Below are 25945 nucleotides of genomic sequence, written 5' to 3'. Positions count from 1 at the left end.
CCCCATGACATCCAGCGCCAATTCAGGATCAATGCGACCGCATACGATGGAGCGGAGTGGTCGGGAGCTGACTGTGGGCGAAGAGGCCGCAAACATCTGGCGGCTATCCGGCCCCATACATAGCCTGCTACAGACGCCAGCGGTTTCGGCGTTGCCGAGAAGAGCGGTGTTGAGCTGATATTTGATCGGTCTCTACGGCTACCGATGCCTATGAACATGGTCAAGACCGTGCTTCGGGGCGACAAGCAGGTTCTTTGGTCGCGCAGTTCAGGCACTAGAACCATCAATGTGCTGGATGCAGAGATTGAGTTCTTTCTGTCACCTGAGCATCAACATGTCTGGGCCGTGGCGAACACTACGCCAGACTTCCCACATCCGCATCTGGAAAACTGGCTCAGCGAACCTCTGAATCTCCTGCCAGGTGAAATCGTGTCCCCAAGCCTGTACGCCCGGAATTTCGGCGACGGCAGAGCCTTTATCAGGTTCAGCCCATCCTCGTGGGAACCAGCCACCACGCTGACGGCCAGCATCTTGCGCGAAGATCCGCTTGGAGCCGGTGAGCGCTTTTGGAACCTGTACCGCGACATCCTGACGATAGTTGCCGCAGCTCGAGACGCAGATGGCCACCCAAACTTCGAGGCACATCCGTTGACTCGATACTACTGGGAGATCGTACAGGCAAGCAGGGGCTCCAACTGGGTCGTTTGCATGACGTTGGCCAGCACTGTCGAAGGCATCGCGAAAATGATGTTCTCCGAGGCAGAGTGGAAGGCCGACTGGGCAGCCACCGACGTCGATAGCCTCAAGCAGGTAGTCAAGGATTGGAAAGGCGACAGCAACCTTCGCAACAGAGTCTTGGACTATCTCAATGGATTCAAGAAGAAGGGCATCGCCAAGACGCTGAAATCGCTGGTGCAACAAGGGATCGTCACTTCTGACCAGATCGACGCATGGAGTCGCATCCGCAATTCCTCAATGCACGGGGACATGGTTCTCCCCTGGTCGGATCAAGATCAGCAAGGCCGTATCATCAACCTGATCGAACTCACGCACCGGCTGAGCGAGGCCTACATCAAACGCGAGCTGGGGAAGTGCTCATGAACAGCCGACTTCTGAAACTTGCCTATAACGGTTACAAAGCGAAGTTCTCATCAAGGGCGCCGAAGCCGCTCCTCCATGCAATCTATAGGATCATTGACTGATCTGACAGGCCGAGACTTGGAGTGCTTGGGACAAGCCGACCTCGAGGACCACAATGCATCAAGCTACATGCCCGTTCGCTAGCGCGAATTGCGTGCAGCAGCAGGATGCATATACAAGTTGTACATCAGCCTCCATTCACCTGGCGCTTGACCCGCCGCCGCATCCGGCCTATCGTGCGCTCGCCGAAGGTATCCATCGCTTCATTCGGATGAAGGGATGGATTTAAACGGGAATCCGGTGACGGCCGGCGCCGCAAGCGCCTGCCCATTCCGGAGCTGCCCCGCAGCGGTGAATGGAAACGACCTCCGTCAATGGCACTGGGCCGGCGCATGCCGGCCTGGGAAGCGGCGGACAGTAGGCGCGCAGCCGGCACGGTGCGCTCGTCCATCAGCCCGAATACCGGCCCCGGCCGGAGGACCTGTGCGTCCTCCGATTCGACCTGGCGCCTCCGCGGGGAGGCGGCCGGAAGCCGTGCCGTGGCCCTGCGCCGCGCCGCGCTCTTCCGCCTGCCCGCGTGGCGCCGGTTCGCCCGCGGGGGCGAAGGTCGCTGGCGTGGCGGGCGTCCCGTGCGAACGGGCGGACGGCGCGCGGTTCCTTCGTTCCTCAATGCCCATGAACGCAATGAGGAAACGCAAATGACGATCGTGACCAACCTGGGCTTCCCGCGCATCGGTGCGCGGCGCGAGCTCAAGCGTGCGCTGGAAAGCTACTGGCGCCGCGAAACGGATGAGGCAAGCCTGCAAGACACGGCGCGGCAGCTGCGCCAGCGGCACTGGCGGCTGCAGGTCGAAGCCGGGGTGGATCTGCCGCCCAGCAACGACTTCAGCCTGTACGACGCGATGCTCGACACCGCGTTCCTGTTCGACGCGATTCCGCAGCGCTACCGCGCGCTGGCCGATGCCGATCCGCTGGCCGGCTACTTCGCGATGGCGCGCGGCTCGCAGGAGGACGGCCTGGACCTGCACGCGCTGGAAATGACCAAGTGGTTCGACACCAACTACCACTATCTGGTGCCGGAGCTGGCGCGGCGCCAGCACTTCCGCCTGCGCGGCGACAAGCCGCTGGCCGAGTTCCTGGAAGCCAAGGCGCTGGGCATCACCACGCGGCCGGTGCTGATCGGGCCGGTGACCTTCCTGCTGCTGTCCAAGACCGTGGACGGCAGCGATCGCTGGGCGCTGCTGGACAGCCTGCTGCCGGTCTACGCCGAGCTGCTGCAGCAGCTCGACGCGGCCGGCGCCAACTGGGTGCAGATCGACGAGCCGGCGCTGGTGCTGGACCTGGACGAGGCCGCGCGCGACGCCTACCGCCGCGCCTATGCGTTCCTGGCCCAGGCACCGCGGCCGAAGCTGCTGCTGACCACGTATTTCGGCGAGCTGGGCGACAACCTGGAACTGGCCGCGGCGCTGCCGGTGGACGGCCTGCACGTGGACCTGGTCCGCGGCGTGGCGCAGCTGGACGCGGTGCTGCAGGCGTTGCCGGCGGACCGGGTGCTGTCGGCCGGACTGGTCAACGGCCGCAACGTGTGGCGCACGCCGCTGGACAACGCGCTGACCCTGGCGCGCTACGCGGCCGGGCATGTCGGCCTCGAACGCCTGTGGCTGGCGCCGTCGTGCTCGCTGCTGCACGTGCCGGTGGACCTGGAACAGGAAAAGGCGCTGGACCGCGAGCTGTACGCCTGGCTGGCCTTCGCCAGGCAGAAGCTGCAGGAGCTGCGCACGCTGGCCGACGCGGTGCACGAGTTGCCGCATGCGCAGGCCGAGCTGGACGCGGCGCGCGAGGCGCTGGCGACGCGGCGCGCGTCGGCGCGCGTGCATCGGCCCGAGGTCGCACGCCGGGTGGCGGCGCTGAGCGAGGATGCCGGCCACCGGCAGTCGCCGTATCCGCAGCGGCGCGATGCGCAACAGGCGGCATTGCGGTTGCCGGCCTACCCGACCACCACGATCGGCTCGTTCCCGCAGACCGCGCAGGTGCGGCAGGCGCGCGCGCAGCACAAGGCCGGCAAGCTCGGCGATGCCGAGTACGACGCGTTCCTGGCCGCGGAGACCGAACGCTGCGTGCGCGCGCAGGAGCAGATCGGGCTGGACGTGCTGGTGCACGGCGAGTTCGAGCGCAACGACATGGTCGAATACTTCGGCGAGCAGCTCGACGGTTTCGCCTTCACCAAGCACGGCTGGGTGCAGAGCTACGGCTCGCGCTGCGTGAAGCCGCCGATCATCTTCGGCGACGTGCAGCGGCCGGCGCCGATGACGCTGCGCTGGACCCAGTACGCGCAGTCGCTGACCGACAAGCCGATGAAGGGCATGCTGACCGGACCGGTGACGGTGCTGCAGTGGTCGTTCGTGCGCGACGACCAGGAACGCGCGCAGACCTGCCGGCAGATCGCGCTGGCGCTGCGCGACGAGGTGCGCGACCTGGAGGCGGCCGGCATCGGCGTGATCCAGATCGACGAGCCGGCGATCCGCGAAGGCCTGCCGCTACGCCGCGCCGACTGGCAGGCGTACCTGGACTGGGCGGTGCAGTGCTTCCGCATCGCCGCAGCCGGCGTGCGCGACGCCACCCAGATCCATACCCACATGTGCTATTCGGAGTTCAACGACATCATCGAGGCGGTGGCGGCGATGGATGCCGACGTGATCTCGATCGAGACCTCGCGCTCGCGGATGGAACTGCTCGATGCGTTCGTGCGCTTCCGCTATCCGAACGCGATCGGCCCGGGCGTGTACGACATCCACTCGCCACGCGTGCCCGGCACGCAGGAGATGGTGCAGCTGTTGGACAAGGCGCGGGCGGTGCTGGATCCGCAGCAGCTGTGGGTCAATCCGGATTGCGGGTTGAAGACGCGCGGCTGGCCGGAAACGCGCAGCGCGCTGGAAGCGATGGTGGCCGCGGCGCGGCAGCTACGCGCGCAGCAGGCGCAAGCGGCGTAGGTCATCGACGTAGGCCAACGGTGCCCGGCGTGCTGCACGCCGGGCATCGCAGCGACAGCGGTGCCCGGCCTGCCGTTCGCGGGCATCGCCGCGCAGCGTCTGGTTGATGCCGGTGCTATCGAAACAGCCCTGCCCTGCGACATTGCCAGACGCGCCGCGGGCGGCGGCCACGAACCCGCGGCAGGCGACAGACACCCTGCAACGCTACAGGCGGGCGCGGCTCATTGCGTCGTTGGCGCAGTGGCCGCCGGCACTTGTCCTTGCGTCGGCGCCGCAGCGGCAGCGCCGCCCGGAAACAGCAGGCTCAGTTGCTGCACGCGGCGATCGCGCCATACCTGCGCCGGCACCGGAACGCCTGCGCGCAGCCCGGCCACCAGGGTTGGCAGGTCCTGAGGGGCGCCGACAGGCCGGCCGTCGATCTCCAGCAACACGTCCATCGCTTTGATCCCGGCTTGCATGGCGACGCTGCCGTCGATCACCTCCACGATCCAAGCGCCGCGCGCGGCAGGAAGTCCGGTTGCCTGCGCCACCGTCTCGGTGACCGATCCGATGCGCACTCCCAACGCTCTGGGAGCCGCAGTCGCAGCCGCCGCGGCCGGCGCTGCGGGCGTCGGCATCGGCATCGGCGTCGCAGCGACCGCGGCAGCTGCGCGCCCGCTCGGCATCCACGCCACGTCGGTGAACTTGGTATTGAACCCGCCGAACAGCCTGCGGTAGTCGCGACTGGCCTTGCCTGCTTCGCCCTGGGTGTCGTACGCGGTGCAGGTGGTGCCTTCGTCCGGCAGGCCATGCGCGCGCACGGTCTGCTTGAATTCCTCGGCGTACGCCGCACTCTGCGTGTAGACCGCCATCGGATCGGCGCCGGTGGGCATGACGAAGACCTGGCTGGCGACCGTGCGCGCCAGGTCGCTGCGATCGGGAATGTCGACCTGGGTCGCGTAGCAATAGAAATAGCGCATCGTCTGCGCAGGCGCCTTGGCGCTGGCATCCCACGGCGGCGGCGTCCAGTCCACGTCGCGCCAGCTGCCCACCTTCATCAGCAACAGGCGTTTGCTCCATATGGCGCGCTGCTGCTCGCGCTGCGCCTGGGCTTGCTCGCGCCCGGGACCGAGCATGCAGTCCTTGGTTCCGGCCCCGCCCAGGCTGCCCACGTGCTGCAGGAAATCGCTGGCCAGCTCGTTGCTGCGCCGCAGCCAGCCGGTGGCGTCGTCTTGATAGGACACCTCGACGACTGGCGAGGCCCAGACCTTGGCCGGCACCCCGCCGGTGTCGGTCACGCTGCAGAAGGCGAACGCGCTGCGGATCGGCGCAGGCGCTTGCGCCAGGCCCGTAACCGGCGCCAGCGCGGCGCAAAAAATAGACAAAGGCATTGCATAGCGCAGCATCCGGACATCCCCCTGGCTGTTCCAGCATCCCCGCCGGCACCGCGGTGCCGCCCCAGCGCAGACACTAGACCATCCGCCGCGGCCGTACCACAGCGCAGCACGCACGGCGGTGCTGCAGCGCATCGTGGAACTGTCATGGTGGCGGGGTATAACGCAGTCACGTCGCGGCGAGGGGGCGCTGCATCCGCTGCGCAGGCGTGCGGTCGCGATCGCGATCGCGATCGCGATCGGCGCACTGTCCGGCTTCGCACTGTTCAAGGAGAGAGCCGCCATGTCGACGCTACCGACGCTGTCCCTGCTGTCCACGCTGCTGCTGTCGCCCATGTTCGCGCATGCGGCCGAGCTGGTCCCCAAGCAATTGGCCGGTCCACCCGAGGAATTCGCGCAGATGCGCGCGCCGGCGCCGGCCGAGGCGGCGATCCTGTCCAAGAGTGCGCTGCTGCCGGTGGAATTCGCTTCCGCGCGCAGCGGCGAGGCGGCGCAATGGCAGGCGACGCTGCCCGTGGAAAACGGCAAGTTGCGCTTCGTGCTGCTGTCCGGCACGCACGACTGGCAACCGCAGTTGCATGCGCCCGGTGCGGCGAACGCACGCACCAGCGCCGCCGCCGTCGTGCCGAACGCCGTCGCCACCCGCCTGGGCAGCGGCGATACCGCGCTGCCGGCGCGCGAGTACCGCGTGGACAGCGCCGCCAACGGCAGCTGGACGCTGACCCTGCGCGCCGACGGCAGCGCCGCGCAACGCGGCTACCTGTTGATGGAAGGCGATGCGCGCACCCAGCTGGCGTCCTATCCCAGCGATCGCCGGCAGTTGCACAGCGGCCAGCGCATCGGCCTGACCGCGATGCTCGGCGGCAGCGACGAACACGGCGCCACCGCGCTCGGCGCCACTGCCGGGCGCATCCGCGATGCGCAGCTGCGCGTGACCGCGCCCGACGGCACGGTGACGCAATGGCCGATGGCCGACGACGGCCGCCACGGCGACGGCGCCGCCGGCGACGGCATCTATGCCGGCGATTTCCCGGCGAAGGTCCCCGGCAGCTATCTCGCGCAGGTGGTGGTGCATGGCGAGGATGCGGCCGGCCAGAGCTTCGTGCGGACCGCCGAACACGTGCTGCCGGTACTCGACACCACGTTGCGCATCGCCGCCGACGCGGTGACGGCCAGCGCGCAGGATGGCACCCGCCTGTCGCTGCCGATCCCGGTCAGCGCCGACGGCAAGGCGCCGGCGCATTACCGCGTGCTCGGCGAACTGTGGGGCACCGGCCGCGATGGCAGCGCCGTGCCGGTCGCCTGGCTCGGCGGCATGCTCGCGCCGCAGAACGGACGCCTGCCGCTGAGCGTGGACGAACGCTGGATCGTCCGTGCCGGCGCGCGTGCGCCGTTCACGCTGCGCAACCTGCGCATCGAGGACCCGGACCATTTCGTGCTGCTGGCCACGCGCGACACGCTGGCGCTGAGCCTGCCGGCCCTGCGCCGCAGCAGCGTGGCGCGCGGCGGCGCGATCGACGCCAGCATGCGCATGGGCGAGCGACCGGCCGCGCTGCAGCGCGCGGCGACCGATGCGCAAGCGCAGGCGACCGACCAGCGGCTGGTGCTGGTGCATGGCTACTGCTCGGGCGGGGTGTGGCCGGTGGCGCAGTTCAGCAACGCCTCGACCTTCCTGGACGCCAACCAGAACCGCAGCAACGACCAGTTCGCGCAGCTGCTGGGCCAGTTCGGCAGCCAATGGAATTCGTTCGGCACGGTGGCGCACAGCCAGGGCGGCATGGCCGCGCTGCATCTGTACAGCTACTACTGGAGCGGCCTGGACAACGCCAGCGGCGGGCGCGTCATGCAGTCGGTGGGCACGCCGTACCAGGGCACCAACCTGTCCGGCATCCTGGCCACGGTGGGCTCGTGGTTCGGCGTGGGCTGCGGCAGCAACAGCGACATGACCTACGACGGCGCCAAGGCGTGGCTGGCCGGCATCCCGACCTCGGCGCGGGCGCTGGTCAACTACTACACCACCTCCTTCGCCAAGACCAACTGGTACACCAACGACTACTGCAACGCGGCCTCGGACCTGGTGCTGGACGATCCGGAGGACGGCGTGGTCGAGCAGGTCAACGCGCAGCTGCCGGGCGGGATCAACCGCGGCCACACCACCGGCCAGTGCCACACCACCGGCATGCGCGATCCGGCGCAGTATCTGGATGCCAGCCGCAACGCGACGATGAACGCCAACGCGGCGCGGTGAGGGGCGGGTCTGGTATGACCAGCCATTCGGCTGCGGAAAGCCGCGATTAGGGATTGGCAAAAGCGGCTGCAACGGACACTGCAGGCCCGGTGAAGTCTGATGTGTTTTGTGGGAGCGACTTCAGCCGCTCCCACAACATTGCGCGAACTGCGAGTACCGGAGTCGGGGACGCGCTAACGTCCCGCGTCGGCCATCGGCGCATCGCTCTGCGCGTCGGCGCCGCCGCCCAGCACTTTGTACAGGGCGACGCGGTTGCTGGCCTCGGTCAGGCGCAGGGTGATCAGGTCCTGCTGTGCGCTGTAGTACGAGCGCTGCGAGGTCAGCGCGTCCAGGTAGCTGTCCACGCCGTTGCGGTAGCGCGCATCGCTCAACTCGTAGCTGCGCCGGGTCGCGTCGACGTAGGCGCGCTGGGCATCGAGCTGCTCGTCTACATGCGCGCGCTCGGCGAGCGCGTCGGCGACCTCGCTGAAGGCGCTCTGGATCGCCTTCTCGTAGTCGGCCACGTAGATGTTCCTGCTGATCTTTGCCTGATCCAGTTCGGCCTTGAGCTCTCCACCCTGGAAGATCGGGATGCTGATGCTCGGCACGAACGACCAGGTACGGCTGCCGGCGCCCTTGAACAGGTCGGACAGCTGATCGCTGCTGCGCCCGGCCGAGGTGGTCAGCGAGATGGTCGGGAAGAACGCCGCGCGCGCCGCGCCGACATCGGCGTTGGCAGCCTTGAGCGTGTGCTCGGCGTACAGCACGTCCGGGCGCTGCAGCAGCGCCGTGGAGGACAGTGCCGCCGGCAGCGGCGCCAGGGCCACTACGTCGGCGCCGGCAGCCGGGCCCGGCAGCAGTTGCTCGGGCAGCGGCGCACCGACCACCAGTTCCAGCGCATTGCGCGCCTGCGCCACCGAGGTGCTGTAGCTGGCCAGGTCGGCGCGCGCGCGCTCCACGCTGGCCTGTACCGAGGCCAGGTCGACGCCGGAGACCACGCCCTGCTCGTGCTTGCGCTCGGTCAGCTCCAGGGTCTTGCGCTGGCTCTCCAGGGTCTGCTTGGCCAACGCCAGCAACTGCTGGTCGGCGGCTACAGCGAGCCAGTCGCCGGCGACCTCGGCGACCAGGCTCAAGCGGGTGTCGCGCTGCGTCTGCTCGGTCGCCAGGTAGGTTTCCAGCGCCTCGTTCTTGAGGCTGCGGATGCGCCCGAACAGGTCCAGCTCCCAGCTGCTGACGCCGACCTCGGCGCTGGCGCTGCGGCTGACCTGCGACTGCCCACCCGACCGCGCGCCCTCGTTGGTCTGGCTGCCGCTGGCGGTGATGCTCGGGAACAGATCGGCACGCTGGATCCGGTATTCGGCACGCGCCTTGTCGATGTTGAGCACGGCCACGCGCAGGTCGCGGTTGTTGTCCAGCGCCAGCGCGATCACCTTCTGCAGGCGCTGGTCCAGGAACACCTGGCGCCAGTCCAGCGCCGCCACCGCGGCGGCGGCGGCAGCGCCGGCCGGGGCGTCGCGGAACTGCTCCGGCACCGGCGCGGCCGGACGCTGGTAGCGCGGCGCCGTGCTGGCGCAGCCGGCCAGCGCGACGGCGCAGGCGCTCGCCAGCGCCAGGCGGGGGACGCGGACGCGCATCACGGGGTCACCTCCTCGTGCATGGCGGCCTTGCCGTTGCCGGGAGCGGTCCTCCCGGGGAACAGGCTGCGCACAATCACGTAGAACAACGGGACGAAGAAGATGCCCAGCGTGGTCGAGGCCAAAGTGCCGCCAAGCACGCCGGTGCCAAGCGAATGGCGACTACCCGAACCGGCGCCGCTGCTGACCACCAGCGGCAGCACGCCGAGCATGAACGCCAGTGAGGTCATCAGGATCGGACGCAGACGCAGACGTGCGGCTTCCAACGTGGCGGCGACCAACGGCTTGCCCTGCTCCTCCAGCTCCTTGGCGAACTCGACGATCAGGATGCCGTTCTTGGCTGCCAGACCGACGCTGGCAAGCAAGCCAACCTGGAAGTACACGTCGTTCTCCAGCCCGCGCAGCGTGGTGAACAGCAGCGCGCCGAGGATGCCGATCGGCACCGCCAGCATCACCGAGAACGGGATCGACCAACTCTCATACAACGCCGCCAGGCACAGGAACACGACCAGCAGCGAGACCGCGTACAGCAGCAGCGCCTGCGCCCCGGATTGCTGTTCCTGATAGGACAGGCCGGACCACGCATAACCAAAGCCGCTCGGCAGCTGCTTCACCAACGCCGCCATCTCGGTCATCGCGGTACCCGAGCTGACGCCGCTGGCAGGCTCGCCGCTGAGCTCCATCGACGCAGAACCGTTGAAGCGCGCCAGCGAGGCCGGTGCATAGCTCCAGCCGGTGGTGGCGAAGGCCGAGAACGGCACCATCGCATCGCTGCTGTTGAGCACCGACCAGCGGCCGATGTCCTGCGGCAGCATTCGCGCCTGCGCCTCACCCTGCACGTAGACCTTCTTGATCCGGCCACGGTTGATGAAGTCGTTGACGTAGGTGCTGCCCAGTGCGGTCGACAACGTGCTATTGATGTCGCTCTGCGCCAGGCTCAACGCGCCGGCCTTGGCATCGTCGATCTTGATGTCGAAGGTCGGTGCATCCTCCAGGCTGCCGTAGCGCACCGATTGCAGCTTGTCGTTCTTGGCCGCCAGCGCCAACAACTGCTGCCGCGCCGATACCAGCGCTTCGTGACCGGCGCCGCCCAGATCCTGCAGCTCGAATGTGAAGCCGGCGCTCTGCCCCAGTCCTGGGATACCGGATGGCGCAATCGCGAAGATCTGCGCGTCGCGGAACTTCTGCGTCATCGCGCGGGTGACACGCATGCCGATCGAGGCAGCGTCGGCATCGCGTTCGCTCCAGTCCTTCAGACGCACGAAACCCATGCCCGAGTTCTGGCCACTGCCGCCGGTGCTGAAACCGGCCACCGCCATCACCGATGCGACCTCCGGCTGCTCGCGCACGTAGTCGGCAACCTGATTGATCACCTTCAGCGTCTGCTGTTGGGTAGCGCCGGAAGGCAGCTTGATCTGCACCATCAGCATGCCCTGGTCCTCTTCGGGCAGGAACGAGGTGGGCAGGCGCCAGAACAGCAGGCCCATCACCAGCAGGATCACCGCATAGGCGAGCACGCCCAGCTTGCGGTGCCCAGTCACGTGCTTCACGCCGCGGTGATAGCGACGCCCGACGCGGTCGAAGCGCTCGTTGAACCACGCGAAGAAGCGTCCCAGCGGCCCCTTGGTGGTGACGTGGCCGCCTTTCTCGACCGGGATCAGGATCGTCGCGCACAGCGCCGGGGTCAGCGTCATCGCCACCAGCACCGACAGGATCATCGCCGAAGCAATCGTTACCGAGAACTGGCGGTAGATCGCGCCAGTGGAGCCGCCGAAGAACGCCATCGGCAGGAACACCGCGGTCAGCACCAGCGCGATGCCGACCAGTGCACCGGTGATCTGGCCCATCGATTTGCGCGTGGCCTCATACGGCGACAGCCCCTCCTCGCTCATCAGCCGCTCGACGTTCTCCACCACCACGATCGCATCGTCCACCAGCAGGCCGATCGCCAGCACCATGCCGAACATCGACAACGTGTTGATCGAGTAGCCCAGCAGCGACAGCACCCCGAACGTGCCCATCAGCACCACCGGCACGGCGACCGCCGGGATCAACGTCACCCGCCAGTTCTGCAGGAACAGGTACATGATCGCGATCACCAGCACGATCGCCTCGATCAAGGTCTTGACCACCTCCTCGATCGAGATCCGCACGAACGGCGTGGTGCTGTAGGCAACGTGGTAGCTCAATCCGGTGGGGAAGTACGGCGCCAGTTCCTTGAGCCTGGCATCGACCGCTTCGGATACATCCAGTGCGTTGGCACCCGAGCCCAGTTCGATGCCCATGCCGGCGGCAGGCTTACCGTCGAACTGGCTGACGGCCGAGTACGACTCGCTACCCAACTCTACCCGCGCCACATCCGACAGCAGCACCTTCGCACCACTGCTGTCGGACTTGACCACGATCGCCTTGAACTGGTCCACGGTCTGCAGGCGGCTGCGTGAAGTCACCGTGGCGCTCAACGCCTGACCCTCGACTGCCGGCAGCGCGCCGAGTGAACCGGAGGACACATCGGCGTTCTGCGCGGTGATCGCGCTGGTCACATCAGACGGCATCAGCAAGTAGGTGCGCAGCTTTTCCGGGTCGAGCCAGATGCGCATCGCATACTGCGAACCCATCACCTGCACATTGCCGACACCGGAAACGCGGCTGACCGGATCCTGCAGCGTGGACACCATGTAGTCGGCGATGTCGGTGCCGTTCATGCTGCCGTTGTCCGACGTGAAGGCCAGCACCATGAAGATGCTGCCGGACGACTTGGTCACCGTGACGCCGGTACTCTGCGCCGTGTCGGGCAGCATCGACTCGGCCTGCTGCAGCTTGTTCTGCACCTGTACCTGGGCGATGTACGGGTCGGTACCGGAGGCGAAGGTCAGGGTCACCTGTGAGCTGCCCGCGGACGAACTGCTGGAGGACATGTACAGCAGGCTGTCCAGACCGGTCATGTTCTGCTCGATCACCTGGGTGACCGCGTTCTCGACGGTCTCGGCCGAGGCGCCAGTGTAGGTGGCGCGGATCGAGACGCTCGGCGGGGCGATGTTCGGATACTGCTCCACCGGCAGCGTGAACACCGCCAGCATGCCGGCCAGCGTGATGACGATCGCGATGACCCAGGCGAAGATCGGGCGGTCGATGAAGAAACGAGCCATGGCGGTTCCTTACTCGACCCTGGTGCTGGCAGCACCGGTCTTGGTCGCGGCAGCATCGCTGGTCGTGGTGGCAGATTCGGCCTTCACCGCCTGGCCGGCGGAAACCTTGCTGCCACCGTCGACGATCAGTTTCTCGCCGGGCTTGAGCCCGGAGGTCACCACCCACTGGTCCTTGATCGCGTCGCCGACCTGCACCACCCGTTCAACCACCTTGGCGTCATTGCCGACCAACTTCACGGTGGCCTCGCCCTTGGTATTGCGGGTCACCGCGCCCTGTGGCACCAGGATCGCGCTGTCGTTGATCGCCATCGGCAGCAGCGCGCGTACATAGCTGCCAGGCAGCAACAGGCGCTCGGGGTTGGGCACCACCGCACGCAAGGTGACGGTGCCAGTGCCGGTGTCCACCAAGGTCCCGACGAACTCCAGCGTGCCGGTATGCGTGTAGGTGCTGCCATCCTCCAGCACGATCTTCACGACTGCCTTGCCGTCCACCGCCTTCAGCACACCGCTATCGAGCTGTTTGCGCAGCGCCAGCAGTTGCGCGCTGGTCTGGGTGACATCGACGTAGATGGGGTCGAGCTGGTTGATCGTGGTCAGCGCCGTGTCCTGCTCGGAGGTCACCAGCGCGCCCGGGGTGTAGGTCGACGTGCCGATACGGCCGGCGATCGGCGCCTTGATGCGGGTGTAGTCGAGATTGATCTTCGCGCTCTGCAGCGAGGCCCTGGCCGCCGCCACCGCCGCCTCGTTCTGGCGCAGCGTGGCGATGGCGTCGTCGGCGTCCTGCTTGCTCACCGCGTCGACCTTGAGCAGGTTGGCGTAGCGCTCGGCCTCCGGCTTGGAGGACAGCACCGCCGCCTCGGCCTCGGCCAGGTCGCCCTTGGCGCTGTCGTAGCTGGCCTGGTAGCTGGCCGGATCGATCTGGTACAGCACCTGCCCGGCCTTGACGTCCTGGCCCTCGGTGAACAGCCGCTTCTGGATGATGCCGGCCACCTGCGGGCGCACCTCCGAGGTCATGTAGGCCACGGTGCGGCCGGACAGGGTCTGCTCCAGCGCCAACCGCTGTGCCTTCACCGTCTGCACGCCGACCTGCGCCTGCGGCGGCTGCGGCGGCTGCTCGGAGGAACATGCGGCGACCGCTGCGGCGATGGCCATGGCCAGCAGCCAACGCGAGGACGAAACGGGGAAGCGACGGGCGACGACGGGCAGCATGCGGCGAACTCACGGTTTATCCGAATGTGGCCACGCTACGGCGCGAATGTGCAGCAAATTTGGAGATTGCCGGCAACGGTGCGGATTCGCTTGATTTCCCCTGCCGCGGCGCGGCTAATACGCAGCATCCCCGTCGCCGCGTCGCGCATTGTCTCTCCGATGAAACTGGGCATCACCGCCAAGCTGTTCCTCGCCATCCTCGCCGCGTGCGTGGCGGTGCTGCTGATCAACGGCATGGCCGTGCAGGTCTTCGTCAAGCGCCAGTTCCTGGACTACCTCAACGAACAGGGCGTGCAACGCATGCTGGAGACCTTGCCGCGGGTCAGGGCCGAGTACGCGCGGCACGGCAACTGGGACTTCGTGCGCGACAACCCCGACGCCTGGTTCGTCTTGATGCGCCCGGAGCGCGGCCCCGGCCTGCCGCGGCGCCCGCCGCCGATCTCCGACCAGACCGGCGCGGTGTTCCGCTTCGCCGTGCTCGACAAGGACTACAAGTCGGTGATCGGCAATCCGGATGTCGGCCGCAACGACATCCTGCGCCCGGTGGTGGTCGCCGGCCGCACCGTCGGCTGGATGGCGATGCTGCCGTTCCAGAAGGTGCTGGCGGCGGAGGATGCGCGCTTCTATGCGGCGCAGCAACGCGCCTGGTGGACGATCGGCAGCGCTTCGCTGCTGGTCGCCGCGCTGCTCGGCTGGCTGCTGTCGCGCGCCTTGCTGCGGCGCATGCGTGGGCTCACCGGTGCCACCCATCGCCTGGCTGCCGGCGATTACGCCACCCGCATCGACACCGGCGCGCGCGACGAATTCGGCCAGCTGGCGCGCGACTTCAACCTGCTGGCGCAGGCGCTGGAACACAACGAACGCGCACGGCGCGAGTTCATGGCCGACATCTCGCACGAGCTGCGCACGCCGCTGGCGGTGCTGCGCGCCGAACTGGAAGCGCTGCAGGACGGCATCCGGCCGATGACCCCGGCCACGCTGGGCTCGCTGCACCAGCAGGTCGGCCAGCTCGGCAAACTGATCGAGGACCTGTACGACGTGTCGCTGACCGACGTCGGCGCGCTCGCCTACCGGCGCGCGCCGGTCGATCTGGCGGTGATCCTGGGCACCGTGCTGGACGGCGTGCGGGCGCGCTTCGCCGCCGCGCCGTTGCAGCTGCAGGTGCAGATCGACGCCGGCCCGCTGCAGGTGGACGGCGACGAGCGCCGGCTGCAGCAACTGCTCGGCAACCTGCTGGAGAACACGCTGCGCTACACCGATGCCGGCGGCACGGTGCGGGTAAGCTGCGCGCGTCGCGACACGGTGCTGGAATTGGTGGTCGAGGACAGCGCGCCGGGCGTGGACGCGGACAAGCGCGAGCGCCTGTTCGAACGCTTCTACCGCACCGAGGCCTCGCGCAACCGCGGCAGCGGCGGCAGCGGCCTGGGCCTGGCGATCTGCCGCAACATCGCCGAGGCGCACGGCGGCTCGATCAACGCCGAGGCCTCCGCGCTCGGCGGCCTGCGCGTGGTGCTGCGCCTGCCGGCGCTGGCGGCATGAGCGGCCTGGATCCGATCGGCCACGTCCTGATCATCGAGGACGAACCGCGCCTGGCCGCGGTGATGCGCGAATACCTGCATGCGGCCGGCTATTCTCACAACTGGATCGCCGACGGCGCGCTGGCGCTGGGCGCGTTCCGCGCGCAGAAGCCGGACCTGGTGCTGCTGGACGTGATGCTGCCCAACCACGACGGCCTGGAGATCTGCCGCGACCTGCGCAAGGAAAGCGCGGTGCCGGTGATCATGGTCACCGCGCGCGTGGAGGAGATCGACCGCCTGCTCGGCCTGGAGATCGGCGCCGACGACTACATCTGCAAGCCGTTCAGTCCGCGCGAAGTGGTGGCGCGGGTGCAGGCGGTGTTGCGCCGCCATCGCCACGATCCCAACGATGCGCCGGCGCCGGGCCTGCGCATCGACGAAGCGGCCTGCCGCGCCAGCGTGCAAGGCCACGACCTGGACCTGACCCAGGTCGAGTTCCGCCTGCTGCGCACCCTCGCCGCCGCGCCGGGCCGGGTGTATTCGCGCGAACAGCTGATGGACCGGCTCTACGCCGACCACCGCATCGTCACCGACCGCACCGTGGACAGCCACGTCAAGAACCTGCGCCGCAAGCTCGCCGACGTCGGCGGCGAAGAGTGGGTGCGCTCGGTGTATGGAGCGGGCTATCGGTTTGAGCTGTGATTCGGGATTCGGGATTCGGGATTGGGGATTCGCAAGAGCCGGCGGCGCCACGGCTGAAACGGTAATCAGTCAAGCCGCTTTTACCAATCCCGAATCACCAATCCCCAATCCCGGCTTCACCGAAACACCACCGTGCGATGCCCGTTGAGCAGGATGCGGTGTTCGACGTGGCGGCGCACCGCGCGCGCCAGCACCTGCGATTCGGTGTCGCTGCCAAGCCGCACCAGGTCGCGCGGGGTCATCGCGTGGTCCACGCGGGCCACGTCCTGTTCGATGATCGGGCCTTCGTCCAGATCGCCGGTGACGTAGTGCGCGGTGGCGCCGATGATCTTGACCCCGCGCGCGTGCGCCTGGTGGTACGGCTGCGCGCCCTTGAAGCTGGGCAGGAAGCTGTGGTGGATGTTGATCGCGCGCCCGGCCAGCGCCGCGCACAGCGGCGGCGACAGGATCTGCATGTAGCGCGCCAGCACCACCAGGTCGATGCGCTCGCGCTCCACCAGCGCCAACAGCTGCGCTTCCTGCTCGGCGCGGTTGCCGGCGCCGACCGGCAGGTGGTGGAACGGCACGTCGTAGGAGCGCGCCAGCGCGGCGAAATCATTGTGATTGGACGCCACCGCGGCGATGTCCACGCGCAGCTGCCGGCTGTGCGCGCGGAACAGCAGGTCGTTGAGGCAATGGCCCTGCTTGCTGACCAGCACCAGCAGGCGCGCGCGGCGCCGCGCATCGTGCAGTTGCCAGTCCATCGCGTAGTCGGCGGCGAGCGGCGCCAGCTGCGCCTGCACCGCGGCGGCGATGCCGTCGGCGGGCACGTCGAAGTGCACGCGCAGGAAGAAGCGGCCGCTCTCCTCGTCGCCGAACTGCTGCGCGTCGAGGATGTTGCAGCCGTGCTCGAACAGCAGCCCGCTGACGCGGTAGACGATGCCGGTACGGTCCGGGCAGGACAGGGTCAGGATGTAGTCGGGGCGCATCCGCGCAATGATAGGGGAGAATTCCGGGACTCGGGACTCGGGACTCGGGACTCGGGATGGTGGGCTGCGGATGTTGCCAGGCCGTTGCCTGTGGGATGCCGCAGCGGCGCTGCCCGGCGTCTTGCCGAATGTAGGAGCCGGCTCCGGCCGCGACGGGCTTGACCAATAGGTCCTGTCGCGGCTGAAGCCGCTTGTGTCTCCTACAGGGAACTTGCGGCGGGCCAACCGCGTGCACTGTGGGAGGGACTTCAGTGCCGACGCTCCAATGCACAGGAAAGCGCACCGCTTCGCTCGTCGCGGCTGACGCCGCCCCTGCAAGGTGCGGCATCCGCATGCTGGCGGCACACAGCCTCGCCTGCGCGCCAGGCCGCGCTCACTCGGGGCGCAGGCGCAGCGCCAGGCGCCGGTTGACCTTCTCCAGCCGCGCCAGCGAGTCTTCCACCGACATGCCGACCGCCTCGTGGGTGGTGATGTGCGCGCGCAGATGCGCCGGGTCGTCCAGGTCGCCGCGCACCAGGAACACGTTCTCGCCCTGCTCCACCTCGCCCAGTTCGCGGCTCAGCACCACGTGGTCGACCTGGTCGAAGCCGTATTCCTTGGCCAGCGGCAGCAGCCGCGCCACCATGCGCTCGCTGATCGCATCGGGTGCGCGGCCGCAGGCGGCGTCCAGCGCATGCACGCCCTCGCGGATCTGCGCATACAGCAGATGATCGGGATGCTCCGGATGCTCGGGGCCGAGCACGGCCTCGCGCGCGACCGCACGCGGCGGCTGGATGGGCGTCATGGCGCCGGGGTCGGGCGAATTCGGGCTCATGGCATCCTCCTATGATGCGCTTGCAGGCCGCCGCACCTTAGCGGCAAGCACGCGGCCAGCTCAAGCGCGGCGACGCAGTCTGCGCCACACCGCGGCAAGAGCGCCTGAAGATGCGCGCAGCCGCGTGCGAGCCGCGAACGCTCAGGCCTGGCCGGCGCGGCGGGCGGCGACCTTGGCCAGCGCCGACCAGTCCAGTTCGCCGTCGCCGTGCGCGATCGCGTCGATGAACTGGTCGCGCAGCACCGCCGCCAGCGGCATCGGCACATGCCGGGTCTCGCCGGCGTTCAAGGCCAGGCGCACGTCCTTCAGTCCCAGCGTGGTCTTGAAGCCGGCCGGGCTGTAGCGCTGCTCGGCGATCATGCCGCCGTAGTTCTGGTAAGCCGGTGCGGCGAACAGGGTATTGACCAGCATGCCCAGGAAATCGGCCGCGTCCACGCCATGCCCGCGCACCAGCGCCGAGGCTTCGGCCATGGTGCCGATCGCGCTGGCCAGGCACAGGTTGGCGGCCAGCTTGACCGCGTTGGCCTGCTCCGGCGCCGCGCCGAAATACCAGGTCTTGCGTCCGATCGCATCGAGCAGCGGCTGCACCCGCGCCAGCGCGGTGGTGTCGCCGGCGGCGAGCAGGTTGAGCTGGCCGGCCGCGGCCACGTCGTTGCGGCCCAGCACCGGGATGGCCAGGTAGGCCACGCCGCGCTCGGCATGCAAGGCGCTCAGCTCGCGCGCCAGCGCCACCGAGATCGTGGCCATGTTGACGTGCACGCTGCCGGCGGGCAGCGCGTCGAGCGCGCCGCGCTCGAGCAGGGTCTCGCGCACCGCGGTGTCGTCGGCCAGCATCGAGAACAGCACCTGGCCGCGCACCGTGTCGGCCGGCTGCGCGGCCAGCTGCGCGCCGGCTTCCAGCAGCGGCTGCGCCGCAGCCGCGCTGCGGTTCCATACGGTCAATGCGTGCCCGGCGCGCAGCAGGTTGTGCGCGATGGGCCGGCCCATCGTGCCCAGGCCCAGAAATCCGATGCTCATCGCAAGCTCCTTGCACAATTCGTCGGGGATGCCGCGACCTGCGCGACGCAGCGCGTGCGCATCACGCGTCGAACAGGCCGCGCGCCGAACGCGGCTCGCAGCGCAGGTATTGCGGCGACGGCTTCAGCCTGGCGCCCAGCGCGGCGGCCGCATGCCACGGCCAGCGCGGGTCGTAGAGGATGCCGCGGGCCAGCGCGATCGCGTCGGCCTGGCCCTCGGCCAGGATCGCCTCGGCGTGTTGCGGCTCGGTGATCAGGCCGACCGCGATCACCGGCATGCGCACCGCGCGATGGATCGCCTCGGCCTGCGGCACCTGGTAGCCGGCCGCCAGCGTAATCTGCTGGCGGCGGTCGAGGCCGCCGCTGGACACGTGCAGGTAGTCGCAGCCCTGTGCCTGCAGCGCCTGCGCCAACGCGATGCTCTGCGCCACGTCCCAGCCGCCCTCGACCCAGTCGGTGGCGGAAAGGCGCACGCCCACCGCGACCGAGGCCGACACCGCCGCGCGCACCGCCGCATGCACGCGCAGCAGCAGGCGCATGCGGTTCTCCAGGCTGCCGCCATAGGCGTCGTCGCGCTGGTTGCTCAGCGGCGACAGGAACTGGTGCAGCAGATAGCCGTGCGCGGCATGCAGCTCGATCAGTTCGAAGCCCAGCCGCTCGGCGCGCTGCGCCGAGGCGACGAACGCGGCGACGATGGCGTCGATGCCGGCCAGGTCCAGCGCCTGCGGCGGCGTGCCGTGTTCGGCGAAGGGCAACGCCGACGGCGCCACGGTCTGCCAGCCGTTCGGCTGCCCCGGCGCGATCGCGCCGCCGCCGTCCCAAGGCTTGCCGGTGGACGCCTTGCGCCCGGCGTGCGCCAGCTGGATGCCCAGCGGCATCGGCGACCAGCGCCGCACCGAGGCCAGCACGGTGCGCAGCGCCGCTTCGGTGGCATCGTCCCACAGGCCCAGGTCGGCATAGCTGATGCGCCCGCGCGGCTCCACCGCGGTGGCTTCCAGGATCAGCAGGCCAGCGCCGGACTGCGCCAGCTGGCCGAGATGGATGGTGTGCCAATCGCTGGCCTGGCCCTGCTCGGCCGAGTACTGGCACATCGGCGCGATGACGATGCGATTGGACAGCGACAGCGGCCCCAGCGCGAGGGGCGAGAACAGATGGCTCAAGGCGGCGTTCCGTGGGGGCGCCTGCTGTAGCGCAGGCAAGCGGCCATTGCACTCCTGCGGCCGCTGCCGATCAACCACTGCCGATGGATCAGTTCGTGTCAGGATTCGAAACGCGCTGCGCCGCGCCCGCTACGCGGCCGCGCGCGGCAGCAGGAACGCCAGCGCCTGCGCGCAGGGCTGGGCCAGCTTCAGGCTCAGCAGGTCGTCGCCGCGGGTGCGGCCCAGGTTGACCGCGGCGATCGGCACGCCGGCCTTGGCCGCGGCCTGCACGAAGCGGAACCCGGAATACACCATCAGCGACGACCCCAGCACCAGCATCGCGTCGGCCTGCTGCAGGTGCGCGAACGCCGCGGCCACGCGCTCGCGCGGCACGTTCTCGCCGAAGAACACCACGTCCGGCTTCAGCACGCCACCGCAGAGGGTGCAGGCCGGCACCGCGAAGGCGGCGAAATCCACGTCCTCCAGGTCGGCGTCGCCGTCCGGCGCCTGCCCGGCCTGCAGCGTCGCCCAGTGCGGATTGCCCTGCAGCAACTGCTGCTGGAAGTCCTCGCGCGGCAGGCGCCGTTCGCAGCCCATGCAGCGCACCACGTCCAGGCGTCCATGCAGGTCGATCACCGCGCGGCTGCCGGCGGCCTGGTGCAGGCGGTCCACGTTCTGGGTCAACAGCAGTTCGACCTGGCCGCGCGCTTCCAGCTGCGCCAGCGCCGCATGCGTGGCATTGGGCCGGGCGTGGCCGAAGCGCGGCCAGCCGACCAGGCTGCGCGCCCAGTAGCGCTGCCGCGTGGCCAGTTCGCCCATGAACGCCTGGTAGGTGACCGGCTGCGCACGCTTCCAGCCGCCGGCCGCATCGCGGTAATCGGGAATGCCCGAATCGGTGCTGCAGCCGGCGCCGGTCAGCACGAACAGGCGCCGGTGGCGGGCGACGAAGGCTTCCAGCGCCGCAACGGAGGCGAGATCGGTGCGCGGATCGGCTGCCTGCAACGGATCATTCATCGCATGGCTCCCGCCGCGTCGACAACAGCGCAGGTGGTGGCGGGGCAGCGGTCGGCAGGCGCATGCATGGGAATTTCCGAAAAACGCGGCGATGCCGCCTATCTTGGGTGCTCTGCGCGGCAACGCAAGGACGCGGCAACGGCGGCGCATGCGCGCCGCAGTCACCGGCGCGGCGGCGCAGCGCGGGCGGTGCGCGGCGCCGCGCATTGAAAGCGCTGCGGAAACTGGCTACTGTCGGGACTTCACGGAATGCGCTGCTTGCAGGCCGCATGACGCCGGACCTTGCTCGCCGCCGCACGTTGCGGCCGCGGGGAATGCCGCCTCTTCCCCGATCCCGCGTCGTGAGCAGACTTTCCGATTCCAGTGGCCTGCCGACCGCCTCCACCGCCAACGCCGCGCTGCGGGTGGCGTTGCTGGAGGACGACGATCTGTTGCGCGACCGGGTCCTGGTGCCCGGACTGCGGCGGCACGGCCTGGAGGTGACGCCGCTGCGCACCATCCAGGCGCTGTGGACGGCGCTGGACGGCGGCGGTTTCGACCTGATCGTGCTCGACATCGGCCTGCCGGACGGCGATGGCTTCACCCTGACCGAGCAGTTGCAGTCGCTGCGGCCGGCACTGGGCATCGTCATCCTGAGCGGGCGCGGCGACCACCCCGATCTGTTGCGCGGCCTCAACCAGGGCGCCGACGCCTATCTGGTCAAGCCAGTGCAGATCGAGATCCTGGCCGCCACCTTGTTCAGCGTAGCCCGGCGCATGCGCCGCCTGCATGACCCGCAACCGGCCGCGAGCGAGGAATGGCAGCTGCAGGACGATGGCTGGTGCCTGTTCGCGCCCGACGGCAACGCCGTGCCCTTGACCGGCTCCGAGCGCAAGGTGATGCAAAGCCTGTGGCGCGCGCGCGGGCGGCTGGTCACCCGCGACGCGCTGGTCGGCATGCTCGGCGGCAACCTTGGCATGGAGATCGACCCGCATCGGCTGGACGCGCTGTTGCACCGGCTGCGCCTGAAGGTGCAGGAGCGCACCGGCGCGCCGCTGCCGCTGAAGTCGGTGCGCGGCGAAGGCTACCTGTTCATGCCGCAGGAGCGCTGAGCGCGGCGGCCAGCGGCAGGCGCAGCACGAAGCGGGTCCCCGCGCCCGGTGCACTGTGCACCTGCAGGCTGCCACGCGCCTGCTGGGCCATCTCGAAGGCCACCGCCAGCCCCAGCCCGGTGCCCTGCCCGGCCGGCTTGGTGGTGAAGAACGGCTCGAACACCTGCTGCTGCACGTCCGCGCTCATGCCGATGCCGGTATCGACGATCTCGATGCGCGCGGATTCGCCGTCGCGCTGCAGGCGCACCGAGAAACAGCCGCCGCCGGGCATCGCATCGCGCGCGTTGGCGGCGAAGTTGAGCATCGCCAGATCGAGCTGGCTGCGGTCCAGGAACAGCGCCATCGGCTCGGGCGCCAGTTCCAGTTGCAGCCGCACCGCTGGCCCGAACAGTTGCCGCAACATCGGCTGGATGCCGCGCAGCGCCTCGTTCGCATCGAAGCGCTCGGGCACGCTCAGTTCGCGCCGGCTGAAGCTGAGCAGCTTGCGGCTGATCGCCACGCCGCGCTGCGCCGCCAGTTCGATGCCCTCCAGCGCCTCGGCCATCGCCAGCGCGTCGCCGTGCGGCTCGAAATCCAGCTCGTGCACACGGTGGCGCTGCTCGGTGTAGCCGACGATCGCGGCGAGGATGTTGTTGAAATCGTGCGATACCCCGCTGGCCAGATGCCCGACCGACTCGATCTTCTGCAGGTGCAACAACCGCTGCTGCGCCTGAGCGCGCTCGCGCATCTCCACGCGCAGCCACGCGGCGTTGCGGCGCGCACGCCACAGGCTCTCGCGCAGCGCGGCGACGGTCCGATCGAGTACCAGGGTGATCATCAGATAGCTCAGCGCCAGCGACGGCAGGTTCTGGAACGGGCTGCGCCTGGCGTGCGGATCCTGGCCCCACGGGCTCTCCATGCCCAGCCAGAAGATCAGCGTGATGCACAGGTACACCAACCACAGCGCGCGCCGCCCGATCACCAGCGCCGCCAGCGTCAACATCATCATCGGGTAGGGATCGAAGGCCTGCAGCTGGTAGCCGAACGCCAGGTTGGCGGCCACCGCCGAACACAGCACCACAGCGACGAACATGGCGGCGGCCTGTTTCAACAGGCCGCGGCGGATCATCCAGACCCCGGCCCAGGCGGCCGAGGCCATCGCCGTGTCGGTGCCCACGTCCACCGCCAGCTGCCCGGCGGTCATCTGGATCTGCGGCGCGGTCAACAGGTGATAAAGCTTGTTGAGCGGGATCTCGCTGCCCAGGAACACAAACAGCACCTGCAGCGCGGGCGCATTGCGCCGGTCCACCGGGTCGGCGATCGGCACGCGGCGCAGCCACGCCGAGCCGCGCCGCCAGAGTCGGGCCCTCGGTGCGGCGACGGAATTTTGCGATGCATGTCTCGGCCGGGACCCCATGACGGTGAGTCTACCGTGAGGTTCGGGTGAATTTCCGAGCATTGAAGGGGTACCGGGCTTGGCGCCTTAATCGGACTTAAACCCACCGCCGGCGCCTTGCGCCCGGCTCTCACCCTGGATCCGACCATGCCCGCCGTCCCAGCCCCCGTACACTCGCCCCCCACACTCGCCCATCCTGCCATCCTGCCGCACACGTCTTACCGCCTGTTGACCGCCGCACTGCTGCTGGCGATGGGCACGCTGACGGCGCCGGCCGCCCGCGCCGCCACCGCTGCCGACCCAACGGCGGCAGAGACAGCGACCGCCAGAGCCGCCGAGGAGACCGACGACTCCGACGACTCCGCGCCCGCCGCGGTCGCTCCGATAGCGCCCGGCAGCCAGAACACCCTGGGCTACTTCCTCGCCGAAGGCCTGAACGACGGCAGTGATGCCGCCACCGCCGCGGGCCTGCGCGCGGTGGCCATGGGCGCCCGCGCCGACGCCGCCGGCGACTTCGCCATCGCCATCGGCCACCACAGCACCGCCTCCGACAGCGCGGCCATCGCGATGGGCGACGGCGCGGTAGCCAGCGGCACCTCGGCGATCGCGATCGGCGGCAGCTTCTTCGGCAGCACCTACGGCGATTCGGCCGGCGCGCAGAGCACCGGCTTCGGTGCGCTAGCCATCGGCACCGCCGCCACCGCGTCCGCCACCACCGCCAGTGCGCTCGGTTGGAACGCCAGCGCCAGCGCCGCCGGCGCGACGACGGTCGGTGCGGCCTCGTCCGCCAGCGGGCAATACGCCACCGCCTTCGGCAGTTCGACCCAGGCCCGCGGCGAGCAGGCCAGCGCGTTCGGCTACGCCGCCTCCGCCAGCGGCACCGGCGCGATCGCGCACGGCGGCTACAGCGTCGCCTCAGGCTTCTTCGGCGTGGCCATGGGCTACACCGCCTCCGCCAGCGGCGACGGCGGCATCGCGATAGGCGACAGCGCCTCGGCCGCCGGCCAACAGAGCGTGGCGATCGGCGCGAGCAACGGCGGCATCCAGGCGCAATCCAACGGCCTGGGCGGGGTCACCGTCGGCGCCGGCGCGTGGACGCTGTCCGACTACGGCACCGCGCTGGGCTTCGACAGCCATGCCGACGCGGCCTACAGCATGGCGCTGGGCGCTCAGGCGCTGGCCACCAGCGGCAACGCGGTGGCGGTGGGCACGCAGTCCTTCGCCGACGGCGAGGACGCCAGTGCCTTCGGTTCCATCGCCAGCGCCAACGCCGCCGGCGCCACCGCGCTCGGCAGCGGCGCCACTGCGCTGACCGCAGGCAGCGTGGCGCTGGGCTACAACAGCGCCGCCAGCGGCGCCAACAGCGTGGCGATCGGCGCCGGCTCGGTAGCCGACCGCGACAACGCAGTGGCCTTCGGCAACGACGGCGCGCTGCGCCAGTTGACCTACGTCGCCGCCGGGACCGCCGATACCGATGCGGTCAACGTGCTGCAGCTGCGCAGCATCGCCAGCGCGCTCGGCGCCGGCAGCGTGGTCGGCAGCGACGGCAGCCTGAGCGGCAGCGCCTACCTGATCCAGGGCCACACCTACGGCAGCGTCGGCTCGGCGCTGTCGGCGCTGGACGGTGCGCTGTCGTCGCTGGACACCCGCGTCGGCACGTTGACCCAGAGTGGCGGCGGCGGGGTGGCGATGGGCAGCGGCACCAGCGGCGGCACCAGCGTCGGGGCCGGCACCAATGCGGTGGCGGTCGGCGCGGAAGCCACCGCCAACGGCCACAACGGCACCGCGATGGGCGCCAATGCCCTGGCCTACGGTCCCAATGACACCGCGCTGGGCGGCAACGCGCGGGTCAATGCCGACGGCAGCACCGCGGTCGGCGCCAACGCCAGCATCAGCGCCGATGCCACCAACGCGGTGGCGGTCGGCGACAGCGCCACGGTCACCGCCGCCTCCGGCACCGCGCTCGGCCAGGGCGCCGCGGTCTCGGCCGACAACGCCGTGGCGCTGGGCCGTGGCTCCAGCGCCACCCGCGCCAACACCGTGTCGGTGGGCAGCGCTGGCAACGAGCGCCAGATCAGCAACGTGGCGGCCGGCACCGCCGCCACCGACGCGGCCAACGTCGGCCAGATGCAGGCCGGCGACAGCGCCACGCTGAGCAGCGCCAACGCCTACACCGACAGCCGCATGGCCGGCTGGGACGACAACCTGACCAAGTTGCGCAGCGACACCGACCGCCGTTTCCACGACGTGGACCGGCGCATCGACCGCATGGGCGCGATGAGTGCCGCCTATGCCGGCATGGCGGTCAACACCTCGGGGCTGGCTGGCGCCAACCGCATGGGTGTCGGTGTCGGCTCGCAAGGCGGCGAGAGCGCGCTGGCGGTGGGCTACCAGCGCGCGATCGGCAACCGCGCCAGCGTCTCGCTGGGCGGTGCGTTCTCCGGCAACGACAAGAGCGTTTCCGCCGGCGCCGGCTTCAGCTGGTGATGCCGCGCCGGGCGCGCCGGCCGCACATCCACGCACCGTTTTCCGCAGGCCGGCCGCACTGCGCGGCCGGCGCTCCCCATCACCCTCCTCGTAGAGAGAC

At 69.4% G+C, this 25945-nt stretch carries 17 protein-coding genes and 1 riboswitch; of the genes, 7 read left to right on the top strand and 10 right to left on the bottom strand.

Translation table 11 applies throughout. The annotated features are described in order from the left end of the window. Window positions 1-210: 210 nt before the first annotated feature. Together NRY95_01805 and metE are read left to right on the top strand one after the other, a co-directional pair. A complete protein-coding gene (locus NRY95_01805) occupies window positions 211-1101 on the top strand; it encodes a hypothetical protein (GenBank protein ID UYC16744.1) in 891 nt (296 codons plus the stop codon). A gap of 271 nt (window positions 1102-1372) precedes the next feature. Further along, a riboswitch (cobalamin riboswitch) is annotated at window positions 1373-1626 on the top strand. Between the two features lie 212 nt (window positions 1627-1838). Continuing rightward, window positions 1839-4130, top strand: coding sequence for a 5-methyltetrahydropteroyltriglutamate--homocysteine S-methyltransferase (metE, locus tag NRY95_01800; protein UYC16743.1), 2292 nt, complete (start codon window positions 1839-1841; stop codon window positions 4128-4130). Window positions 4131-4351: 221 nt separating this feature from the next. Here the strand turns inward: metE and NRY95_01795 are convergent, their stop codons facing one another. Beyond that, window positions 4352-5839: a PDZ domain-containing protein gene (locus NRY95_01795; GenBank protein UYC16742.1), complete on the bottom strand. Its 1488-nt coding sequence runs from the start codon at window positions 5837-5839 to the stop codon at window positions 4352-4354. Between NRY95_01795 and NRY95_01790 the strand changes: the two genes are divergently transcribed. Next, on the top strand, window positions 5787-7751 hold the full coding sequence (locus NRY95_01790; GenBank protein UYC16741.1) for a conditioned medium factor: 1965 nt from the start codon (window positions 5787-5789) through the stop codon (window positions 7749-7751). The genes NRY95_01795 and NRY95_01790 overlap by 53 nt on opposite strands. Before the next feature lie 173 nt (window positions 7752-7924). Here NRY95_01790 and NRY95_01785 read toward each other — a convergent pair whose 3' ends face one another. The 3 genes from NRY95_01785 to NRY95_01775 are packed head-to-tail and all read right to left on the bottom strand — an operon-like array spanning window position 7925 to window position 13722. Next, entirely contained in the window at window positions 7925-9364 is a 1440-nt protein-coding gene (locus NRY95_01785; GenBank protein UYC16740.1) for an efflux transporter outer membrane subunit, read from the bottom strand. Next, window positions 9364-12513 carry an efflux RND transporter permease subunit gene (locus NRY95_01780; GenBank protein ID UYC16739.1) on the bottom strand — a complete coding sequence of 1050 codons (3150 nt, stop codon included), beginning with the start codon at window positions 12511-12513 and terminating at the stop codon, window positions 9364-9366. Before NRY95_01780 ends, NRY95_01785 begins: the two co-directional genes overlap by 1 nt. A 9-nt stretch (window positions 12514-12522) precedes the next feature. Beyond that, entirely contained in the window at window positions 12523-13722 is a 1200-nt protein-coding gene (locus tag NRY95_01775) for an efflux RND transporter periplasmic adaptor subunit (protein ID UYC16738.1), read from the bottom strand. Between the two features lie 159 nt (window positions 13723-13881). Here NRY95_01775 and baeS point away from each other — a divergent pair, with 159 nt between their 5' ends. Together baeS and NRY95_01765 are read left to right on the top strand one after the other, a co-directional pair. Next, a complete protein-coding gene (gene baeS / locus NRY95_01770) occupies window positions 13882-15261 on the top strand; it encodes a sensor histidine kinase efflux regulator BaeS (protein UYC16737.1) in 1380 nt (459 codons plus the stop codon). Then, window positions 15258-15941 (top strand): response regulator, encoded by a 684-nt coding sequence (locus NRY95_01765; protein ID UYC16736.1) that lies wholly within the window; start codon window positions 15258-15260, stop codon window positions 15939-15941. Before baeS ends, NRY95_01765 begins: the two co-directional genes overlap by 4 nt. 116 nt (window positions 15942-16057) lie before the next feature. On the opposite strand, the gene purU is transcribed toward NRY95_01765, so the two are convergent. The 5 genes from purU to NRY95_01740 form a co-directional block, all read right to left on the bottom strand. After that, on the bottom strand, window positions 16058-16909 hold the full coding sequence (gene purU, locus NRY95_01760) for a formyltetrahydrofolate deformylase (protein ID UYC16735.1): 852 nt from the start codon (window positions 16907-16909) through the stop codon (window positions 16058-16060). A 373-nt stretch (window positions 16910-17282) separates the two neighbouring features. Beyond that, entirely contained in the window at window positions 17283-17693 is a 411-nt protein-coding gene (locus NRY95_01755; GenBank protein UYC18465.1) for a hypothetical protein, read from the bottom strand. Between the two features lie 171 nt (window positions 17694-17864). Continuing rightward, window positions 17865-18740 (bottom strand): NAD(P)-dependent oxidoreductase, encoded by an 876-nt coding sequence (locus tag NRY95_01750; GenBank protein ID UYC16734.1) that lies wholly within the window; start codon window positions 18738-18740, stop codon window positions 17865-17867. 61 nt (window positions 18741-18801) lie between these two features. Then, window positions 18802-19899 (bottom strand): NADH:flavin oxidoreductase/NADH oxidase, encoded by a 1098-nt coding sequence (locus tag NRY95_01745; GenBank protein ID UYC16733.1) that lies wholly within the window; start codon window positions 19897-19899, stop codon window positions 18802-18804. A gap of 129 nt (window positions 19900-20028) precedes the next feature. Further along, window positions 20029-20892: an NAD-dependent protein deacetylase gene (locus tag NRY95_01740; protein UYC16732.1), complete on the bottom strand. Its 864-nt coding sequence runs from the start codon at window positions 20890-20892 to the stop codon at window positions 20029-20031. Window positions 20893-21233: 341 nt separating this feature from the next. Here NRY95_01740 and NRY95_01735 point away from each other — a divergent pair, with 341 nt between their 5' ends. After that, window positions 21234-21983, top strand: coding sequence for a response regulator transcription factor (locus NRY95_01735; protein ID UYC16731.1), 750 nt, complete (start codon window positions 21234-21236; stop codon window positions 21981-21983). Here the strand turns inward: NRY95_01735 and NRY95_01730 are convergent. Continuing rightward, entirely contained in the window at window positions 21964-23289 is a 1326-nt protein-coding gene (locus NRY95_01730) for an ATP-binding protein (GenBank protein ID UYC16730.1), read from the bottom strand. The genes NRY95_01735 and NRY95_01730 overlap by 20 nt on opposite strands. Window positions 23290-23586: 297 nt before the next feature. Here NRY95_01730 and NRY95_01725 point away from each other — a divergent pair, with 297 nt between their 5' ends. Further along, window positions 23587-25845, top strand: a complete 2259-nt coding sequence (locus NRY95_01725) for a YadA-like family protein (GenBank protein ID UYC16729.1) — start codon at window positions 23587-23589, stop codon at window positions 25843-25845. The last annotated feature ends 100 nt before the right edge of the window (window positions 25846-25945 follow it).

Source organism: Xanthomonas campestris pv. phormiicola, from assembly GCA_025666215.1.
In the GTDB taxonomy this organism is placed as follows: Bacteria; Pseudomonadota; Gammaproteobacteria; order Xanthomonadales; family Xanthomonadaceae; genus Xanthomonas_A; species Xanthomonas_A campestris_A.
The sequence above is the reverse complement of the archived record's forward strand: the minus strand, read 5'-3'. Positions and strand labels throughout refer to the sequence as shown.

What these genes read in the sequence shown, in the direction of transcription:
- NRY95_01805 (UYC16744.1), top strand. Translation starts at nt 211, where the DNA reads ATGAACATGGTCAAGACCGTGCTTCGGGGCGACAAGCAGGTTCTTTGG.
- metE (UYC16743.1), top strand. Translation starts at nt 1,839, where the DNA reads ATGACGATCGTGACCAACCTGGGCTTCCCGCGCATCGGTGCGCGGCGC.
- NRY95_01790 (UYC16741.1), top strand. Translation starts at nt 5,787, where the DNA reads ATGTCGACGCTACCGACGCTGTCCCTGCTGTCCACGCTGCTGCTGTCG.
- NRY95_01795 (UYC16742.1), bottom strand. Translation starts at nt 5,839, where the DNA reads ATGGGCGACAGCAGCAGCGTGGACAGCAGGGACAGCGTCGGTAGCGTC.
- NRY95_01785 (UYC16740.1), bottom strand. Translation starts at nt 9,364, where the DNA reads ATGCGCGTCCGCGTCCCCCGCCTGGCGCTGGCGAGCGCCTGCGCCGTC.
- NRY95_01780 (UYC16739.1), bottom strand. Translation starts at nt 12,513, where the DNA reads ATGGCTCGTTTCTTCATCGACCGCCCGATCTTCGCCTGGGTCATCGCG.
- NRY95_01775 (UYC16738.1), bottom strand. Translation starts at nt 13,722, where the DNA reads ATGCTGCCCGTCGTCGCCCGTCGCTTCCCCGTTTCGTCCTCGCGTTGG.
- baeS (UYC16737.1), top strand. Translation starts at nt 13,882, where the DNA reads ATGAAACTGGGCATCACCGCCAAGCTGTTCCTCGCCATCCTCGCCGCG.
- NRY95_01765 (UYC16736.1), top strand. Translation starts at nt 15,258, where the DNA reads ATGAGCGGCCTGGATCCGATCGGCCACGTCCTGATCATCGAGGACGAA.
- purU (UYC16735.1), bottom strand. Translation starts at nt 16,909, where the DNA reads ATGCGCCCCGACTACATCCTGACCCTGTCCTGCCCGGACCGTACCGGC.
- NRY95_01755 (UYC18465.1), bottom strand. Translation starts at nt 17,693, where the DNA reads ATGACGCCCATCCAGCCGCCGCGTGCGGTCGCGCGCGAGGCCGTGCTC.
- NRY95_01750 (UYC16734.1), bottom strand. Translation starts at nt 18,740, where the DNA reads ATGAGCATCGGATTTCTGGGCCTGGGCACGATGGGCCGGCCCATCGCG.
- NRY95_01740 (UYC16732.1), bottom strand. Translation starts at nt 20,892, where the DNA reads ATGAATGATCCGTTGCAGGCAGCCGATCCGCGCACCGATCTCGCCTCC.